The organism is Kribbella sp. NPDC026611, from assembly GCF_040638345.1.
Lineage (GTDB): Bacteria > Actinomycetota > Actinomycetes > Propionibacteriales > Kribbellaceae > Kribbella.
Genome location: NZ_JBEZYC010000007.1, coordinates 456931 through 475378, shown reverse-complemented (window position 1 = coordinate 475378; position 18448 = coordinate 456931). Strand labels below are relative to the sequence as shown.

The window sequence follows — 18448 nt, the reverse complement described above, 5'->3', positions numbered from 1 at the left end:
TTCCCGCCGTGACGGACTTCTGGGTCCACGGACTGGCCGGCCTGGACGACAACGCCCCCGAACGCCTCGCCGCTCGCCACCCCGACTGGCAGTTCACCGACGGCCCACCGACCGCCGACGCCGGGTACGACGTCCTCGTCACCGGCAGGCCATCTCATGCGTTGCTGACCGCCAGCCCGCGCCTCCGGACCCTCGTCGTACCGTTCGCGGGCATCCCTGCCGAGACACGCGCTCTGCTCGCCGACTTCCCCGATCTGGCCGTCCGCACGATCCACCACAACGCCGGTCCCACCGCGGAGCTCGCCGTAGGCCTGGTCCTCGCTGCGGCCCGGGCGATCGTCCCGGCCGACCAGGCGATGCGCTCCGGCGACTGGACCCCGCGCTTCGTCCCACCCAATCCGACGATGATCCTCGGCGACCACCGAGCCCTCGTGATCGGGTACGGCGAGGTCGGCCGCCGGGTCGCCCGTGGCCTGGCCGGGCTCGGCATGGAGGTGCACGCGGTGCGCTCGTCCGACCGGCCTGCCTTGGACGGTGACGTACAGATCCACCCGCGATCCGCGCTGGCCGAGCTGGTCCCGCGGTCGCGCGTCGTCGTCCTCGCCGTACCCGCATCGCCGTCGACAGACGGGCTGTTCAACGCCGCCCTGATCGCGGCCCTGCCCGAGCCCAGCGTGCTCGTGAACATGGCCCGAGCCACTGTTGTCGACGAGCAAGCGCTCTACGAACGCCTGTCCCGCGGTGGCGTCGCGGCGGGGCTGGACGTCTGGTGGGAAGAGGCCCGGTCGGCCGGCGCCGCGACCGGGATCGCGGCGTCGGCGTACCCGTTTCATACGTTGCCGAACGTTGTCCTCAGCCCCCATCGGGGCGGAGCGTTCAGCTTGCGGGAGGTCCGCGACCTGCGGCTCTCCCATGTGGAGGCGGTGCTGGTCAGGCTGAGTAGCCCTTCGGCGGGATGAGGGTTGCGAGCTGGTTGAACGTCAGCCAGTAGGTCGCGGTCGGCGCGAAGCCGGCCGGGTCGGCGATCAGCACGGTCAGGTCGCTGGAGTCGTACCCGATCACGGTGATGTAGTGGTAGATCGTGTAGTTCGGGTAGCCCGGCGGGTGGTTGTTCGCCGGGGCGACGATGTTGGCGACGATCGGGTAGTTGTTGTCGATGTCCAGGACGACGTCCCGCCAGAGCAGGTCGCGCTGCGCCTGGGTGGGCGGGTCGTTGGGCATCTCCTTGGTCTCGTACCAGCCGGTGCCGACGTGGTTGTTGAGCACGCGGGTGACCTGACCGATCCAGTCGGTGCCGTTGGTCGTGGTCGGCAGCTCGTTGGCCAGCTGCTGCTGGCTGGGCGGCGAGACGCGGGCCGAGAGCGCGATCCGGGTTGCTGCCGGTCCACACCAGTACCCGGTCTGCTGGTACTGGAACTGGATGTTCAGCGTCCGGAGGGTCTGCGTGGTGTAGCCACCGGCCGGGACGGACTTGCCGGCGGCTCGGGCTTGGGCCTGGAGCGCATCGGCCGAGAGGGCGGGCTGGGCCGAGGCGGACTTGGCGGCTGCTTGGAACGCGGCTTGGGTCGGCGCTTGGGTTGCTTGGGTCGCTGCGGCGGAGGCCGTGGTCATCGGCAGGGCGGCGGCGGTGATGAGGGCGAGACCGCAGAGCGCGGCCTTGAACTTCGTCGTGGGGGTCATGTCAGCTCCTCACACGCGGTGGACGACCGGGGCGGGCCGTCCTGCGTTTGATACTGACACAGTTCTCTATCGGCGCGTGAAAAACTCACCAACCCTTTCGACCCCGGTCGAAAAGGATTACCGACTGATGATTTCGTCGACCAGCCACTGCACAGCGTGTTCCGGGTACGGGCGCGGCAGCGAGAGCACGATGTGGTCGAAACCGAGTTCAGCGGCTCGGCGGACGATGGCTCGCGTCGACGCCGGATCGTCGTACGACACGATCTGCTGCAGCGAACGGCTGACCGTCGCCGGGTCCCTCCCGATCCGCGCGCACTCCGCGTCCAGCCGCCGGATCCGATCGGCCAGGAAGTCGAGGTCGTTGTGCGGCGGACCGCCGATGTTCCAGATGTCGGCGTACTGCGCGATCAGTCGCATCATGCGGTCTCCCCAGCCGCCGATCAGCAGCGGCGGACCCCCGGGCTGGACCGGCTTCGGCTCGTTCCGGTTCTGCTCGAGGGTGTAGTAGCGACCGCGGAAATCGAAGACGTCCTCGGTCCACATGCTGCGCAGGATCTGGATCGTCTCCCGCAACCGGTCGACCCCCTCCCCCGGCGAGACGAGCGTCAGACCGTACGCCGCGTACTCCGCGATCGCCGGGTTCGGACCGGGTACGCCGCTGAGCCCGCCGGGCTGATGCGTACCGCCGACGCCGAGGCCCATCACGAGCCGGCCGCCCGAGATGACGTCGAGGGTGCTCGCGATCTTGCCGAGGACGGCCGGCGGACGAATGCGGTTGCTGGTGACGAGCAGGCCGAGGCGGAGGCGCGTGGTCTGGGCGGCGAGCGCGGTCAGCAAGGTCCAGCCCTCGAGTACGTCGCCGTCCTTCGGACCGGCCAGCGGCAGAAAGTGGTCCCAGAGCCAGGCGTCACGAATCTGCGGAACCTTGTCCGCCTCCAGCCAGACGCGCTGGATGTCGGCGTACGGGACATGCATCGGAGAGGTCTTCAAACCGAAGGTCAGTGGCATAATCGTCAGTGTAACTGATGATCAGCTCTCCTGACGATCAGCTTCCCGGTAGATTTGACCGTATGACGTCCGACCGGCTGGGTTACCTGCTCAAACACGTGCTGGCCCGGCTCACCGAGGCACAGGCGTCAGCGCTGGCACCGCACGGTCTGAACGGTCGCGACCTGGCCGTGCTCTCCGCGGTCGCCTCCGGCGAGCCGGTGTCCCAGCTCGAGGTGGCCGGCCGGCTGCGCGTGGACCGGACCTCGATCGGTGACCTGCTCGACGGGTTGGAGGAACGCGGCCTGGTCGAGCGGCGACGCAGTCCGGAGGACCGGCGCCGGAACGTCGTCGTACTGACCGCGCGGGGTGAGTCGATCTTCACGGCGGCCGAGCGGGTGCGGCTGGAGGTCGAGCGGGACTTCCTGGCTGTGCTGCCTGACGGCGAGCGGTTCCGGGAGGACCTGCGGCTGTTGCTGGGGGAATGAGGGCTCCGGCGGTCCCGTTGGACTTTGCATGGTGCCGCTTTCAGTTCTGGATCGCTCCCGGGCACGTGTAGGCGAGACCGAGGCCGAGACCCTGAGGGCCACTGTCTGGATGGCTCGGCAGGTGGAAGCGCTTGGCTACAAGCGTTTCTGGGTGTCAGAGCACCACAGCGTGCCTGGAGTGGTCGGCTCTGCGCCGACTGTGCTGGCATCGGCGGTCGCCGCGCGTACGTCGAGCATCCGGGTCGGCACCGGTGGAGTGATGCTGCCGAACCACCAGCCGCTGGTCGTGGCGGAGCAGTTCGGCGTACTGGAGTCGTTGTACCCGGGCCGGATCGACATGGGACTGGGCCGCTCCGTCGGCTTCACCAACGGCGTCCGCCGCGCGCTAGGCGTCTCGAAGGACGCCACGGAGGACTTTGCCGAGCAGGTCCGCGAGTTGCTCGGTTACCTAACCGGCGACTCTGACGTTCACGCCCGCCCCGGCGAGGGCCTGCGCATCCCACCCTTCATTCTGGCGGTCGGCGAAGGCGCCTCGATCGCCGCAGCACTGGGTCTACCAGTCGTTCTGGCGGCGCGACCAGATTCGCCGGACCTCGCGGAGCAGTATCGACGGTCATTCCAGCCATCGGCGTGGGCTCCATCGCCGTTCATCATCCTGGCCGTCACCGCCGCCGTCGCAGAGACGACGGCTGCAGCCCGAGAGCTGTTGTTGCCCGAGGCATGGGCCAGCGCCTACTCCCGCACCCGCGGTGTCTTCCCACCACTCCAGCCGGACATCCCGTCGACGATGACCGCCCGCGAGCAGGAGTTCTTCGAGCAGGCGTTGAACGGCCAGCTCTACGGCACACCGTCCGAGGTCAACGCTCTGCTGGGTGAATTGATCGAGCGGACCGGTGCAGACGAGGTACTGATCACCACGAACACCTACGATCGCGAAGATCTGCTCGCGTCGTACGCCGCGCTGGCCGACCTACCGGTGGATGCGGTCCTCTAGCCGCTTCCGCACGTCCGGCCACTCGTCGGCGAGGATCGAGAAGACGACGGTGTCGCGGAACGAGCCGTCGGCCATCCGCATGTGCCGCCGCAGCACGCCCTCACGGGTCGCGCCGAGCTTGGCGATCGCCGCCTGAGACCGGGTGTTCTTCAGGCCGGTCTGGATCTTGACCCGTCCGAACCCGCACACCTCGAAGGCATGCTCGAGCAGGAGCAACTTGCTGGCCGGATTGACCGCAGTCCCCCACACCGCCGGCGCGTAGCCGGTGGAGCCGAGGTGTATCCGCTCGTTGACCAGGTCCACGTCGGCGAGACTCGACGTACCGACGACCGTGCCGGCGGTGCCGAGCGGGCTGTCGGCTACGAGCCGAACGACATAAGCGATCCGCTTGGCCGCGGCCGGGATCCACTTCGCCCGCATGTCGTCCGCACTCGATGGCATCGCGGCAGGGCCGCCGGCGAACCCACCGGCGTACACCTGCTCGTTGCCGATCGCGGCGTACAGCTCGTCGATGTCCTCGGGCGTCATCCGGTCCAGACGTACGACGTCGCCGACCAGCGACCGTCCGTCCGGTGCGACCGTCATGCCTTCACCAGGAGGTGCAGCAGCAGCCAGACCGCGGGAGCGGTGGCCAGCAGCGAGTCGAGCCGGTCCATGACTCCACCGTGTCCTGGCAGCAGGTTCGACATGTCCTTGATGCCCAGGTCGCGTTTGATCATCGACTCGCCGAGGTCGCCGACGGTCGCGGTGACGACACCGACCGCACCGATGATCGCTCCGACCCACCAGTGGCCGTCCAGGAGCAGCACGACCGAGCCGATGCCGGCGCCGATGCAGGCGAGGGCAGACCCGGTGAAACCCTCCCAGGACTTCTTCGGGCTGATCGTCGGCGCCATCGGGTGCTTCCCGAACAGCACACCGGCCACGTAACCACCGACATCGCTGGCGACCACGACCAGGATGAACGTCATCACCCGGCCCGGCCCGTCCGCGTCCGGCTGCACCAGCAGCACCGCGAACCCGGCGAGCAGCGGCACGTAGCCGATCAGGAAGACCCCGGCGGACACGTCCCGGACGAAGCCGATCGACCCGCCCGGCATCCGCCAGAAGATCGTGCCGAGGACGGTCCCGCCGAGCGCGACGAGCAACGCCATCGGTCCACCGAAGTACGCCGCGACCAGCATCGCCGCCGTACCGACGAACATCGGGACCTTCGCGATCACCGCCCCGCCGGTCCGCAGCGCCTTGATCATCTCGTCGACCGCGACCAGGATCGTCGCCAGCACCAGCGCGACGAACAGGGACTTCTGCCAGAGCAGCGACCCGAGGATCAGCGCGCCGAGGCCGACCCCTACCGCGATCGCCGCAGGCAGGTTCCGCCCGGCGCGGCTCGGGCTGGGACTCGGCGCGGGCGTGCTCTCTACGCCCATCACACCTCGAGCAGTTCGGCTTCCTTGTGCTTGAGCAGGTCGTCGATGGAGTCGACGTACTTCTTCGTCAACCCGTCGAGCCGCTTCTCAGCACTCTTGCCCTCGTCCTCGCCCGCGTCGCCGTCCTTGACCGTCTTGTGCACCTGGTCCATGGCGTGCCGGCGAATGTTGCGGACGGAGACCTTGGCCTCTTCGCCCTTGGTCTTGGCGACCTTGATGTACTCCTTGCGGCGCTCCTCGGTCAGCTGCGGCAGCACGACCCGGATCACCGCGCCGTCGTTGCCCGGGTTCACACCCAGGTCCGAGTCGCGGATCGCCTTCTCGATCGCCGCCATCGCGCCCTTGTCGTACGGCGAGATCAGCACGGTCCGGGGCTCCGGGACCTGGAATCCGGCCAGCTGCTGCAGCGGCGTCGGGCTGCCGTAGTAGTCGGCCAGAATGCCCGCGAACATCTGCGGGTGCGCCCGGCCGGTCCGGATCGCGGCGAAGTCGTCCTTCGCAACCTCCACGGCCTTCGCCATCTTCTGCTCGGCATCGCGGAGAGCTTCGTCGATCACGACATTCCTCGCTTCCTCTGGGCCGCCTCGGCGCGGCCACCCCTGAACCCTACGAACGCAGGTTTACCAGATAACGGACATCCACCCGTGTCACAACGATCCTAGTGGTACGACGTGAACGCCGGTCGAGCCGGGGTTCGCCGCGCGCTAATGGCCCGGCGAGACGATGGTGCCGATCTTGTCGCCGTGCACGACGCGGGCGATGTTGCCCTCCTCGAGGCCGAAGATCACGATCGGCAGCGCGTTGTCGCGGGCCAGGCTGATCGCGGTCGCGTCGGCGACCCGCAGGCCGCGGGCCAGGAAGTCGTCGTACGACAGCTGGTCGAACTTGACCGCGTCCGGGTTCTTCTTCGGGTCGGAGTCGTAGACACCGTCCACGCCCTGCTTGCCCATCAGCAGCGCCTCGGCACCGACCTCCAGCGCGCGCTGGGCGGCGACGGTGTCGGTGGAGAAGTACGGCATCCCGGAGCCGGCGCCGAAGATGACCACGCGGCCCTTCTCCAGGTGCCGCTCGGCCTTGCGCGGGATGTACGGCTCGGCGACCTGACCCATGGTGATCGCGGTCTGCACCCGGGTCTCGATGCCCAGCTTCTCCAGGAAGTCCTGGAGCGCCAGGCAGTTCATCACCGTGCCGAGCATGCCCATGTAGTCGGCCCGGTTCCGCTCCATGCCGCGCTGCTGGAGCTCGGCACCGCGGAAGAAGTTGCCACCGCCGACCACGACGGCGACCTGCACGCCGGCCCGGACCACCTCGGCGATCTGCTTGGCGATCGAGTTCACCACGTCGGGGTCGACCCCCAGCTTGCCGCCGCCGAACACTTCACCCGACAGCTTCAGCAGCACCCGGTGGTAGGCCGGAGAGAACGGCGAAGAGGCCGGACTCGTCTCGGTACCCAGGGTTTCCGTCACGATTCCGGCCTCCTCGTTGTGTTGCTGTGTCCTGCTGTGGCGTCGCCCCGCAGGCCTCAGGCGCCGACCTCGAAGCGGGCGAACCGCTTCACGGTCACGCCGGCCTCGTCGAGGACCGCCTTCACGGTCTTCTTGTTCTCCGTGACCGACGGCTGCTCGAGCAGCACGACGTCCTTGAAGAAGCCGTTCACCCGGCCCTCGACGATCTTCGGGAGCGCGCCTTCCGGCTTGCCCTCCTCGCGGGCGGTCGCCTCGGCGATCCGCTTCTCGTTCTCGACCGTCTCGGCCGGGACCTCGTCGCGGGTGGTGTACAGCGGGCGCATCGCGGCGGCCTGCATGGCGGCGCCGCGGGCGGCCTCGACGTCGTCGCCCTCGAACTCGACGAGCACGCCGACCTGGGCGGGGAGGTCCGCGGCACGCTTGTGCATGTACGCGGTGACCTTGCCGTCGAAGACGGCGACCTTGCCGAGCTCCAGCTTCTCGCCGATGACGGCGGCCAGGGCCTCGATGTTCTCGGCGACAGACTTGCCGTCGGTCAGCTTCTCGGACAGCAGGCCCTCGACGTCGCCGACCTTGCTGGCGGCGGCGTGCGCGACGATGTCGGCGGCGAGCTGCTGGAACTGCTCGTTCTTGGCGACGAAGTCGGTCTCGCAGTTGAGCTGGACCAGCGCGTTCTCCGCCGCGGCCACCAGGCCGTTGGTGGCGGAGCGCTCGGCGCCCCGCTTCTGCGCCTTGGCCGCGCCCTTGATGCGCAGCTCCTCGATCGCCTTCTCGAAGTCGCCGTCGGTCGCCTCGAGCGCCTTCTTCGCGTCCATCATGCCCGCGCCGGTGGCGTCGCGGAGCTTCTTCACGTCAGCGGCGGTGTAGTTCGCCATTCCTCGTTCTCTCGTCTTGTCGGTGCGGCTGGATGGGCGGTACGTCGGTCCCCGCGGTGTGCGGCCGTCCGTGTCGCCCGGCCCGCCGCAGGCGTGCGCAGTGGTGGTGCCGCCCGGCGGTGAACCGGGCGGCACCCGTGGCTGTCAGGCCTCGTCGGCCTTCGGCGCCTCGGCGGCCGGGGTCTCCTCGACCTTGGCCTCGACGGCCGGGGTCTCGTCGGCCTTGGCCTCCGCAGCCGGGGTCTCCTCGGCCTTGGGGGCCTCGGCGGCAGGCGCCTCGGCAGCCTCGGCAGCCGGGGTGGCCTCAGCGGCCGACGCCTCGGCGGTCTTGGCGTCGGCGGTGCCGTTCTGGCTCTCCAGCAGCTCGCGCTCCCAGGCGGCCAGCGGCTCTTCCTGGCCCAGCTCCTCGCCGGCAGCGGCGGAGCCCTGGCCCGAGCGGCCCATCAGGCCGTCGGCGACGGCGTCGGCTACGACCCGCGTGAGCAGGCCGACCGAGCGGATCGCGTCGTCGTTCCCCGGGATCGGGTAGTCGACCTCGTCCGGGTCGCAGTTGGTGTCCAGGATGCCGATGATCGGCAGCTTCAGCTTGCGCGCCTCGTCGACGGCGAGGTGCTCCTTCTTGGTGTCCACGATCCACACGGCGGCCGGAACCCGGGCCATGTCGCGGATACCGCCGAGGGTCTTCAGCAGCTTGTCGTGCTCGCGCCGCTTCTGCAGCAGCTCCTTCTTCGTGACGCCCGAGGCCGCGACGTCGTCGAAGTCGATGAGCTCGAGCTCCTTGAGCCGCTGGAGCCGCTTGTTGACGGTCTGGAAGTTGGTGAGCATGCCGCCCAGCCAGCGCTGGTTCACGTAGGGCATGCCGACCCGGGTCGCCTGCTCGGCGATCGCTTCCTGGGCCTGCTTCTTGGTGCCGACGAACAGGATCGCCCCGCCCGACGCCACGGTGCTGCGCACGAACTCGTAGGCGCGGTCGATGTACGACAGCGACTGCTGGAGGTCGATGATGTAGATGCCGTTGCGCTCGGTCAGGATGTAGCGCTTCATCTTCGGGTTCCAGCGCCGGGTCTGGTGCCCGAAGTGCACGCCGCTCTCGAGCAGCTGCTTCATGGTCACGACGGCCATGAGGTGGTCTCCTTTGGCGGCCCGGCCGTGGTGGTCCGGACCTGGTTCTCGGTTGTACCGCCCCGGATCGGGTGATCCGCGGCTCCTGATGCCCGTCGCGCCGGTCCACCCGGAGTGCTCCGGGACCGAAGGAACGTCACAGTTTGTGCGGGCATGCGTAGTCGCCCCATTCGCATGGGGCGCCACCGGAAGTGTACGTGACCACCCCGGCCGGGAGCCAATTGACCAGCGGCTTGTCCACAGGCCCGGAAGTCGCCGGCATTTCGGGGGTCCGGCCACGGCATCTTCCCTGGCATGAACCCAATTCTCCCGCCTCCACCACCCGTTTGGCCGCTGCAACCACTACCCGCGGTGATCCGCGGCTTCGAGCTGCCCGCTAAACCGTGGCTCCCGGGCCACCGCGGCGTCGATCTGGCCGGCCGCCCCGGCCAACCCGTCCTCGCTGCAACCGCCGGCACGATCACGTACGCCGGTCCGCTGGCCGGTCGCGGCGTGGTCACGATCAGTGCCGGATCGCGCCGGACTACCTACGAACCCGTCGTCCCGAGCGTCGCCGTCGGCGTCACGGTCACGCCCACGACCGTCATCGGTCACCTCTCGGCCGCGGGCTCGCATTGCGCACCAGCGACCTGCCTGCACTGGGGTCTGCTGGCCGGCCGCCAGTACCTGAATCCCCTGACCCTCCTCCCGAACCGCCCGGTCCGCCTGTTGCCGCTCGCAACCAGCCCACCGCCGGCGGCTCCTCCCCCACCACCCGACTCTGTGGAGATCGAGAGAGCTGCCGTGCCTGCGCCACCGGACCACCGAACCGCCACCGTCATCATCGCCGCCACCGCCGCCATCACCCTGACGGCCGGTGCGCTCATCAAACGGGAGTGATCCGGATGTCAGCTACCTGGGACTCGCGCCTGCCAGGCATCCTCGTCCTTGGACCGCCGCTCGACCCCGGCCGGAAGCTTGTTCTTCGCCAGGTCGGTGAGGGTCGTGTGCTCGAGCACGTCCCGCAGGCTGGCTCGCGCGGCGATCCACACCCGCTGCAGGACGACCGCCCGCTCGTTGTACGCGACGCTCTCGGGCCGGACGCCGGAGATACTCACGATCGGCCCGTCCACGGCGCGCATCACGTCCGCGACGGTGATCTCGTTCGGGTCGACAGCGAGCCGCCAGCCACCGGACTGGCCACGCTGGCTGGCCAGGATCCCGGCGCGGCGCAGGTCGGCGAGGATGCCCTGCAGGAACCCGTGCGGAATGCCCTGCGCCCGGCTGAGCTCCTCCGCCGACACCACGGACGGGTCGCTCGCCACCCACCGCTGGGTGATCTCGATCAGAGCTCGCAACGCATAGTCAGACTTCGCCGAAACCCGCATGTTCCGCAGTCTGCCCCATCCCCCGCCCGGTGCGCCGCATTCCGCCCCGAGGAGGGCTCAGGCGCGAGGGTGCGCCTGGTGGTAGGCCTGGCGCAGGCGTTCGTTCGAGATGTGGGTGTAGATCTGGGTCGTCGCGAGCGACGCGTGCCCGAGAAGCTCTTGCACGCTGCGGAGATCGGCGCCGCCTTCGAGCAGATGGGTAGCGGCCGTGTGCCGGAGACCGTGCGGAGACAGGTCCGGTGCGTCGACGACGGCGATCCGTTCGTGGACCAGACGACGTACCGCTCGCGGATCGATCCGGCCGCCGCGCGCGCCCAGGAATGCCGCCGGTCCACTCCCCTCCCGGGCGAGCTTCGGCCGCGCCTCGGCCAGCCAGCGATCGAGCGCCCCGGCAGCGGGCACGCCGTACGGGACCGATCGCTCTTTGCGCCCCTTGCCGAAGACCCGTACGACGCGGCGCGACCGGTCGATGTCGTCGACGTCGAGGTCGCACAGCTCACCGACCCGGATGCCGGTCGCGTAGAGCAGCTCCATGATCGCGAGGTCGCGCAGGCCGACCGGGCTGCCGTCGTCCGCCGCGACGGCAGCAGCGTCGAGGACGGCCCGGGTGTCGTCCTGGCCCAGCACGCCGGGCAGGGTCTTGTGCGGCCGCGGGCTGGCGAGCAGTGCGCCCGGGTCCGTGGAGATCCGTCCGGTCCGTTGCGCCCAGGCCGTGAACACCCTCGCAGCCGTCGCCCGACGGGACATCGTGCTGCGGGATTTCCCCAGACTTTGCTGTTTGGCCAGCCAGGACCGCAATCCTCTGATGTCGAGGGAATCGAGATCATCGTGACCAAGCCGAATCAAATGTTCGAGTAAATCCGCGACATCCCCGAGGTACGCTCTCACCGAGTGAGTGCTGAGGTCTCTTTCCGCCGTCAGATGCCGTTCGTAGTCAGCCAGTAACGCAGCGAAGCCCTCCGGCCAGGAGGCGTTTCCACTGACATCGTCCGGCGTCATGCCCTGACGATGCGGGAGGCGACCCGGCATCGCAAGCCACCGCGCGGGGGCCGAGGAGAGGAGGTCTGGTCGATAGCCCAACGGTCGACTACTGTTCGGCCCGATTGCCCTAGTAGCAACGGAGGCACCCCTGACCATGGCCCCCTCAGCGAACGGACAGACCGTAGGCCGGCGCCTGCCGGTCGAGTCGGCGTTCACTCGAGTCGAGGATGCGCGGCACCGTCTGCCGCGTTTGTTCAATCGTCGCGACCTGGTTGTTCTCGGCCTGGGCGTGATGATCGGCTCTGGCATCTTCAGCATCAGCGGCGTCCAGGCGGCCAGCGTGGCCGGCCCGGCAGTGATCCTGTCGTTCGTCATCGCCGCGATCGTGTGTCTGCTGGCAGCGGCGTGCTACGCCGAGCTGTCGTCCACGATCCCGGTCTCCGGTAGCGCGTACACGTTCAGCTACGTCACCTTCGGCGAGGCGTGGGCCTGGCTGGTGGGCTGGGCGCTCGTGCTCGAGCTCGTCACCGCCGCCGCGATCGTGGCGCGGGTCTGGTCCGCGTACTTCCTGGCCACGCTGGACGGGTTCGGCGTGTCGCTGCCCGACGGCGTCGCGAAGTACTTCGGGCCGGAAGCCAAGCTGAACCTCGTCGCGCCGCTCCTGCTGCTGATCCTGACCGCGTTGATCGTGACCGGCACCAAGCTGTCCGCCCGGGTCCTGACGATCGTGGTGATCGCGAAGGTCGCGGTCATCCTGCTGGTCGTCATCGTGGGCGCGGCCCACATCAACATGGCCAACTACCACCCGTTCGTCCCGATGTCGCGGGCCGCACCAGCGACCGCGAGTCCAACGTTGCTCGGGTGGATCGTGGATTCCTCGTTCGGCTCGTTCGGGACGATGGGCGTCTTCACGGCGGCGAGCACGATCGTGTTCGCGTACATCGGCTTCGATCTGATCGCGACCGCGTCCGAAGACGCCCGGAACCCGCGTAAGACGGTTCCCCAGGGCATGCTGCTCGGGGTCGGCGCGGTGACGATCCTGTACATCGCGATGGCGGTCGTGCTCGTCGGCATGCGCCCGTACAGCAAGCTCGGCGGGAGCGCACCGGTCTCCGAAGCGCTGGCCGCGGTCGGCGTCGGCTGGGCGGCCAAGGTGGTCAACCTGGGTGCCCTGCTGGCGTTGATGACCGTGATCATGGTGGTTCTGATCGCCCAGAGCCGGGTGCTCTTCAACATGGGCCGGGACGGTCTCATGCCGAAGAGCCTCGGGCGGGTCAGCCGCGTCTACTCCTCGCCGGCCAGGGCCGCGACGGCCGCCGGCGTGGCTGCGTTGCTGCTCACGCTGTACCCGAAGGTCCTGGAGCTCGAGGAGCTGCTGGTCATCGGTGCCCTGTTCTGCTTCGCCTTCTGCGCGGTCGGTGTCCTCCGGTTGCGCCGTACGGAGCCCAACCTGGAGCGCGGCTTCCGGGTGCCGATGGTCCCGCTGATCCCGCTGCTCTCGCTGGGCGCGACGGTCTGGCTGATGCTCAACCTGAAGACGAGCACCTGGACCAAGTTCGGCATCTGGATGCTCATCGGTATCGCGATCTACGGCCTGTACGGCCGATGGCACAGCCGCCTTGCCAACGAGGACAGCTGGGACTTCGACATCGGCGACACGGACCACGGGACCGGCGGCCTGCAGACCATCCGGATCGAGCAGGACCGTCCACCCGAGCTGCGGGTCAACCGCACTCCACCGGAGCAGCAACAGGTCCAGAAGCCGACCCGCGGCAAACACATGCGCAGCTGACCGGCGAGGAACTGACCGGCGAGGGCTCTCACGGCGACGTGAGAGCCCTCGTCGTTTGCCGTCCTCCCCGTTGTCCACAGGGAAAAAGTGGGGTGCGATTCCGAGGGCCGTTCCCGGCATGTTCTTAGCCGGAGGTGGTCATCGATGCGGACCAAGAACACCGTCGGGCGGTACGGCGAGGATCTCGCCGCGAGATATCTGAGCACACACGGTTTCGCCGTGCTCGAGCGCAACTGGCGCTGCGAGCTCGGCGAGATCGACATCGTCGCGCGCGACGGCGGCACGCTCGTCGTCTGCGAGGTCAAGACCCGTCGCGGGCTGGGCTACGGCAGCCCGCTGGAGTCGATCACGTACCGGAAGCTGACCACGCTGCGAAAGCTGGCCGGCCGCTGGCTGCAGACCCACGAGGTGAAGCCGTCGGGGATCCGGATCGACATCATCTCGGTCGTCTTCGACCACAACACGCCACCCACCGTCGACCACGTGCGGGGTGTCGCCTGATGTCACTCGCGCACACCTGGTCGGTCGCCTTGGTCGGCCTCGAAGGACACCTGGTCGAGGTCGAGGCCGACATCGCCCAGGGCCTGCCGAAGACCACGCTGATCGGCCTGCCGGACGCTTCGCTCTCCGAGGCGCGCGACCGGGTCCGGGCGGCTGTCGTGAACAGCGGCGAGAAGTTCCCCGACCGTAAGGTCACCATCGGCCTCTCCCCCGCCACGCTGCCGAAGACGGGCTCGCACTACGACCTCGCCATCGCCCTGTCGCTCCTCACCGCGGCGGGCGTTCTGGAGCCGGTCAGCCTCAGCCGGACGGCGATCATCGGCGAGCTGGGCCTCGACGGCCGAGTGCGAGAGGTGCGCGGCGCCCTCGCGATGACGCTGGCCGCGTCCCGCGCCGGCTTCGACCGCATCGTCGTCCCGGACCTCAACGTCAGCGAGGCCCGGCTCGTGCCAGGCATCGAGGTGTACGGCGTGCGCTCGCTGCGCCAGGTCCTCGCGCTCCTCCGCGGCACCGAGATCGCCGACGAGGCGCCACCTCGCGCCGAGCCCCGGCTGCTGTCGGAGTCGCTGACCCGGGTGCCGACCGTGGATCTCGACGACGTGATCGGTCATCGCGAAGGCCGGCGCGCGATCGAGGCCGCGGCGGCCGGTGGTCATCATCTGTTCCTGCACGGGCCGCCGGGATCGGGCAAGACAATGCTGGCAGAGCGCCTTGCCGGACTGATGCCCGATCTGAGCATGGACGACTCGCTCGAGGTCTCGGCGGTGCATTCGCTGGCCGGGTTGCTGACGGGCGAGGCCGAGCTCGTGGTCCGGCCGCCGTTCATCGCGCCACACCACACGGCGTCGCTGGCGAGCCTGGTCGGCGGCGGGTCCGGCGTACCGCGCCCGGGTGCCATCAGCTGTGCACATCGCGGGATCTTGTTCATCGACGAGGCGCCCGAGATGCATCCGCTGACGCTCGACACTCTGCGGCAGCCGCTGGAGTCGGGTTTCGTCGAGGTCCACCGGGCGGCAGCGGTCGCGAAGTTCCCGGCCCGGTTCATGCTCGTCCTGGCCGCCAACCCTTGTCCCTGCGGGCTTTCCGGCACCGAGCAAGGCGTCTGCAGCTGCACCCCACAAGTCCTGGCCCGCTACCGCCAGCGCATCAGCGGCCCGATCAAGGACCGCCTCGACATCCAGCGCCAGATCCTCCCGGCCGCCCGTGCGCTGGCCGATACCGAGCCGACCGAGTCCACTGCAACCGTCGCAGCTCGCGTCCAAGCCGCGCGGGACCGACAGGCTCACCGCTACCGAGAGACCGTCTGGCGCCTCAACAGCCAGGTCCCTGGTCCAGTGCTCCGTCGCGAGTTCCCCCTGGACGACCCGAGCCGCCAACTCCTGGAGGACCTCTACACCGCCGGCCGCCTGACAGCCCGCGGCCTGGACCGAGTAGTCCGCGTCGCCTGGACCCTGGCCGACCTCTCGGCCAGCCCTCGCCCCACCGTCACCCACACCCATGAGGCCTACCAACTCCGCTCCGGCCACCCCCTCACACCGTTGTCCGACGTCCGCCCCCTCAAATCCGACGTCCGCCCCTCAAAGGAGTCTCCCAATGACCACTGACTTCATGCTGACGACTGAGACGACCGGCTGCGGTGAAGGCGCCGACGGACCCGGAGGTTCGGGTGGCGGCGGGGTGGTTGCTGGGGGCAACGGGGAGGTGGAGCGACTGGCCCGGGCTGGGCTGTCTCGGGTGATCGAGCCGGGAGATCTTGCGGCCCTGAAGGCATTTGCCGGCTTGGAGGCGTTGGAGATCTGGGATCGATTGCAGCGCGGGTCGCGCGGTCTGGAGAGGTGGTCGACGCGACTGGCCGAGGTGGATCCGCGGCGAGATCTCGAGCGGGCGGCGGCGGTCGGGGCGCGGTTCGTCATCCCAGGAGACGAGGAGTGGCCCGAGCAGGTCGACGTACTGGAGGACGCGGGGCAGCTTGCTCGGCGGGCGGGGGTGCCGTTCGGTTTGTGGGTTCGTGGGCGGCCGAATCTTCAGCGTGCGTTGACCCGGTCGGTGGCGTTGGTGGGTGCTCGGGCGTGTTCGTCGTACGGCGAGCATGTGGCCGCTGAGCTTTCGGCCGGACTGGCGGACAACCGGGTGACTGTGGTGTCGGGTGGGGCGTTCGGGATTGATGCTGCGGCACATCGCGGGGCGCTTGCTGCCTCAGGGGTGACTATCGCGGTGCTTGCTTGCGGCATCGACGTCAGCTATCCGCGAAGAAACTCGGCGCTCTTCAGCCGGATCGTCGAAGACGGCTTGCTGGTGAGCGAACTCCCACCCGGATGCTCGCCGACCAAGCTCCGGTTCCTGGCCCGCAACCGGCTGATCGCTGCCGCTACCTTGGGCACGGTCGTGATCGAAGCCGCCGTACGCAGCGGAGCCCTCAATACCGCCGGCTGGTCAGAGCAGTGCGGCCGCGCGGTCATGGCAGTCCCCGGCCCGATCACGTCCCGCATGTCCGCCGGCAGTCACCTCCTGGTCCGCGAACGCAACGCCGTACTGGCCACCAACGTCGCCGACATCATCGAAGCCATCTCCCCCTTCGGCACCGCCCTCACCGCCCCACCCAGAGCCCCCGAAACCCTGCAAGACACCCTCCACCCCGACCTCCAACGCACCCTCGACGCCGTCCCCGTCCACCACCCAGCCCCCGCCACCCGCATAGCAGTAACCGCCGGCCTAGACCTCCCCACCACCGAACAATCCCTCCAAGCCCTAACCACCCTCGCCCTGGTCGAGTACCACACGCCGCCCTCCCCACCAGAACACCCAGAAGCCACGCACCCCACCCCCAACTCCCCCACCCCTCAGGCGATCCCCGGCTGGCGCCTAACCCCCACCACGCCGCCCCCACCGCCCAGCCAACCCCCGGCTGGCGCCTAACCCCCACCAGCCCACCAACCTCCTAAGCAGCTGCCCCACCCGGCCTCCCCTCGGCTGCGTGAGGGTTAGCGGGATGGTTGGGGGCGGAGAGCGTCAAGGAGGAGGGTCAGGAGGTGGGGGGCTCGGTCTTCGGGGGTGGTGGGGGCGCGCCAGAGGGCGCCGGTTAGTTGGAGGTAGTCGGTCGGGGCGGCGTCGGGGCGGATGGTGCCGTCTTGTTTGCCGGCGTCCAGGAGGGTGGTGATCGCGGCTACTACGGGGGCGTAGGTCTGTTCGGTGATTGTCTGGTGGGCGGCCGGGCTCAGGGCGTCGCCCAGCCCGTGCTTTCTCCGCATGGCTTCCACCAGGTCGGTTGTCCAGTGGCGGAGGGCTTCCAGCGGCGGGTGCTCGGCCAGTAGGCCGGGGACCGTGCCGACGATCCGTTCGACTTCGTCCTGGTAGACGGCCAGAACGAGGGCCTCGCGGGTGGGGAAGTTGCGATAGAGGGTGCCGGCCCCGACTTCCGCGCGTTGGGCGACCTGGTTCATCGAGGTGTGGCCGTCCTCGGCGAAGGCTTCGCGGGCGGCCGCGACGATGCGGGCGCGGTTCTCGCGGGCGTCGGAACGGACCATCAATCCTCATTCATCAGTCGTGCGAAAGCTGCACTTGCTAAGTGGAGAGCTCTCCACTACGGTAACTGGAGAACTCTCCACATAGCTTAGAGGAGCATCATGAGGTACATCAAGCTCGGTACGACCGGACTCGACGTGTCGCCGATCGCGATCGGCGCGATGACGTACGGCGAGCCGGACCGCGGGCACCCTGTCTGGTCGAAGGGTGAGGACGAGGCACGTCCGCTGATCCGGCACGCGCTGGAGGCAGGGATCAACTTCTTCGACACCGCGAACATGTACTCGAACGGGTCCAGCGAGGAGATCCTCGGACGGGCGCTGAAGGACTTCGCCAATCGCGACGACGTGGTGATCGCGACCAAGCTCCGGCATCCGATGCGGCTCGGTCCGAACGGGCGTGGGTTGTCGCGCAAGGCGATCATGACCGAGGTCGAGCACTCCCTGCGGCGGCTCGGGACGGAGTACATCGATCTGTACCAGCTGCATCGGAACGACCACTCGACGCCGTGGGAGGAGACGCTCCAGGCCCTCGACGAGCTGGTGAAGGCCGGCAAGGTCCGGTACGTCGGGGCGTCGTCGATGCACGCCTGGGAGTTCGCCAAGGCGTTGCACCTGCAGAAGCAGAACGGGTGGGCGCGGTTCGTGTCGATGCAGGACCACTACAACCTGCTCGCCCGTGAGGAGGAGCGGGAGATGATCCCGCTCTGCCTGGACGAGGGGGTCGGCACGATCATCTGGTCGCCGTTGGCGCGTGGTCGGCTCGCGCGTGGTTGGGACGACGCGCGATCTACGGCGCGGTCCGAGAGCGACGGCTCGTATGCGGACCTGCTCTACTCGCCTGCCGAGGAGGCGTCCAACCGCGCGATCATCGAGGCGGTCGGGAAGGTTGCCGAGGGCCACGGTGTCAGCCGGGCACAGGTCGCGCTCGCTTGGTTGCGACGCCAGCCGGTCGTCACCGCGCCGCTGGTCGGGGCCGGCTCGATCCACCAGATCGACGAGGCCGTGGCGTCACTGGAGCTCGAGCTCACCGACGACGACGTACGAACGCTAGAGGCCCCCTACACCCCACGCCACGACTGGCAAGGCATCTCCGACGAGTCCGAACTCGAAGCCATCCGCCAACGCGTCCCGGGCATGTCTCTAGCCTGACCGCACGGCCGCCGGCGGGGATACAAACGCCAAGCCCCGGCGACCGACTGCCATCCAGCGACAGCCGCCCGGCGACAGAAAGCTGATAGGCC

At 68.9% G+C, this 18448-nt stretch carries 20 protein-coding genes; 9 read left to right on the top strand and 11 right to left on the bottom strand.

Translation table 11 applies throughout. The features are described from left to right. Positions 1–8 precede the first annotated feature (8 nt). The gene (locus AB0E69_RS29155; protein WP_360152959.1) at positions 9–959 is read left to right on the top strand and encodes an NAD(P)-dependent oxidoreductase; all 951 of its coding nucleotides are present in this window, start codon (positions 9–11) and stop codon (positions 957–959) included. On the opposite strand, the gene AB0E69_RS29150 is transcribed toward AB0E69_RS29155, so the two are convergent. Beyond that, positions 931–1680 (bottom strand): C39 family peptidase, encoded by a 750-nt coding sequence (locus AB0E69_RS29150; protein ID WP_360152957.1) that lies wholly within the window; start codon positions 1678–1680, stop codon positions 931–933. The two genes, AB0E69_RS29155 and AB0E69_RS29150, sit on opposite strands and share 29 nt — an antisense overlap. 117 nt (positions 1681–1797) lie before the next feature. Continuing rightward, entirely contained in the window at positions 1798–2688 is an 891-nt protein-coding gene (locus tag AB0E69_RS29145) for an LLM class flavin-dependent oxidoreductase (protein ID WP_360152955.1), read from the bottom strand. Positions 2689–2750: 62 nt separating this feature from the next. Here AB0E69_RS29145 and AB0E69_RS29140 point away from each other — a divergent pair, with 62 nt between their 5' ends. Continuing rightward, positions 2751–3155: a MarR family winged helix-turn-helix transcriptional regulator gene (locus tag AB0E69_RS29140; protein WP_360152952.1), complete on the top strand. Its 405-nt coding sequence runs from the start codon at positions 2751–2753 to the stop codon at positions 3153–3155. A 28-nt stretch (positions 3156–3183) separates the two neighbouring features. Continuing rightward, positions 3184–4149: an LLM class flavin-dependent oxidoreductase gene (locus tag AB0E69_RS29135; RefSeq protein WP_360152949.1), complete on the top strand. Its 966-nt coding sequence runs from the start codon at positions 3184–3186 to the stop codon at positions 4147–4149. On the opposite strand, the gene AB0E69_RS29130 is transcribed toward AB0E69_RS29135, so the two are convergent. From AB0E69_RS29130 to rpsB, 6 genes are all read right to left on the bottom strand, one after another. Further along, a complete protein-coding gene (locus AB0E69_RS29130) occupies positions 4126–4734 on the bottom strand; it encodes a GNAT family protein (protein ID WP_360152946.1) in 609 nt (202 codons plus the stop codon). The genes AB0E69_RS29135 and AB0E69_RS29130 overlap by 24 nt on opposite strands. Continuing rightward, positions 4731–5579: a phosphatidate cytidylyltransferase gene (locus AB0E69_RS29125; protein ID WP_360152943.1), complete on the bottom strand. Its 849-nt coding sequence runs from the start codon at positions 5577–5579 to the stop codon at positions 4731–4733. The genes AB0E69_RS29130 and AB0E69_RS29125 overlap by 4 nt, the downstream gene beginning before the upstream one ends. Further along, positions 5579–6133, bottom strand: coding sequence for a ribosome recycling factor (frr, locus tag AB0E69_RS29120; protein ID WP_360153122.1), 555 nt, complete (start codon positions 6131–6133; stop codon positions 5579–5581). The genes AB0E69_RS29125 and frr overlap by 1 nt, the downstream gene beginning before the upstream one ends. 150 nt (positions 6134–6283) lie before the next feature. Continuing rightward, positions 6284–7045, bottom strand: a complete 762-nt coding sequence (gene pyrH, locus AB0E69_RS29115; RefSeq protein WP_360152940.1) for a UMP kinase — start codon at positions 7043–7045, stop codon at positions 6284–6286. A gap of 56 nt (positions 7046–7101) precedes the next feature. After that, positions 7102–7920 (bottom strand): translation elongation factor Ts, encoded by an 819-nt coding sequence (tsf, locus tag AB0E69_RS29110; protein ID WP_360152937.1) that lies wholly within the window; start codon positions 7918–7920, stop codon positions 7102–7104. A gap of 144 nt (positions 7921–8064) precedes the next feature. Then, the gene (rpsB, locus tag AB0E69_RS29105) at positions 8065–9042 is read right to left on the bottom strand and encodes a 30S ribosomal protein S2 (RefSeq protein ID WP_360152934.1); all 978 of its coding nucleotides are present in this window, start codon (positions 9040–9042) and stop codon (positions 8065–8067) included. Positions 9043–9336: 294 nt separating this feature from the next. On the opposite strand from rpsB, the gene AB0E69_RS29100 reads away from it, so the two are divergent. Next, positions 9337–9921, top strand: a complete 585-nt coding sequence (locus AB0E69_RS29100) for a M23 family metallopeptidase (RefSeq protein ID WP_360152931.1) — start codon at positions 9337–9339, stop codon at positions 9919–9921. Positions 9922–9929: 8 nt separating this feature from the next. Here AB0E69_RS29100 and AB0E69_RS29095 read toward each other — a convergent pair whose 3' ends face one another. Further along, complete coding sequence (locus AB0E69_RS29095) at positions 9930–10409, bottom strand: Rrf2 family transcriptional regulator (RefSeq protein ID WP_360152928.1); 480 nt, start codon at positions 10407–10409, stop codon at positions 9930–9932. Positions 10410–10466: 57 nt separating this feature from the next. Next, positions 10467–11408, bottom strand: a complete 942-nt coding sequence (locus AB0E69_RS29090) for a tyrosine recombinase XerC (protein ID WP_360152925.1) — start codon at positions 11406–11408, stop codon at positions 10467–10469. 232 nt (positions 11409–11640) lie between these two features. Between AB0E69_RS29090 and AB0E69_RS29085 the strand changes: the two genes are divergently transcribed. From AB0E69_RS29085 to dprA, 4 genes are all read left to right on the top strand, one after another. Continuing rightward, entirely contained in the window at positions 11641–13182 is a 1542-nt protein-coding gene (locus tag AB0E69_RS29085) for an amino acid permease (RefSeq protein ID WP_360152922.1), read from the top strand. Positions 13183–13326: 144 nt separating this feature from the next. Further along, the gene (locus tag AB0E69_RS29080) at positions 13327–13683 is read left to right on the top strand and encodes a YraN family protein (RefSeq protein ID WP_360152919.1); all 357 of its coding nucleotides are present in this window, start codon (positions 13327–13329) and stop codon (positions 13681–13683) included. Beyond that, the gene (locus AB0E69_RS29075) at positions 13683–15287 is read left to right on the top strand and encodes a YifB family Mg chelatase-like AAA ATPase (RefSeq protein ID WP_360152916.1); all 1605 of its coding nucleotides are present in this window, start codon (positions 13683–13685) and stop codon (positions 15285–15287) included. The genes AB0E69_RS29080 and AB0E69_RS29075 overlap by 1 nt, the downstream gene beginning before the upstream one ends. Beyond that, positions 15277–16599 (top strand): DNA-processing protein DprA, encoded by a 1323-nt coding sequence (dprA, locus tag AB0E69_RS29070; protein ID WP_360152913.1) that lies wholly within the window; start codon positions 15277–15279, stop codon positions 16597–16599. The genes AB0E69_RS29075 and dprA overlap by 11 nt, the downstream gene beginning before the upstream one ends. 65 nt (positions 16600–16664) lie before the next feature. Here the strand turns inward: dprA and AB0E69_RS29065 are convergent, their stop codons facing one another. Beyond that, positions 16665–17207 (bottom strand): TetR/AcrR family transcriptional regulator, encoded by a 543-nt coding sequence (locus AB0E69_RS29065; protein WP_360152910.1) that lies wholly within the window; start codon positions 17205–17207, stop codon positions 16665–16667. Between the two features lie 99 nt (positions 17208–17306). Here AB0E69_RS29065 and AB0E69_RS29060 point away from each other — a divergent pair, with 99 nt between their 5' ends. Then, the gene (locus AB0E69_RS29060) at positions 17307–18356 is read left to right on the top strand and encodes an aldo/keto reductase (protein WP_360152907.1); all 1050 of its coding nucleotides are present in this window, start codon (positions 17307–17309) and stop codon (positions 18354–18356) included. Positions 18357–18448 lie beyond the last annotated feature (92 nt).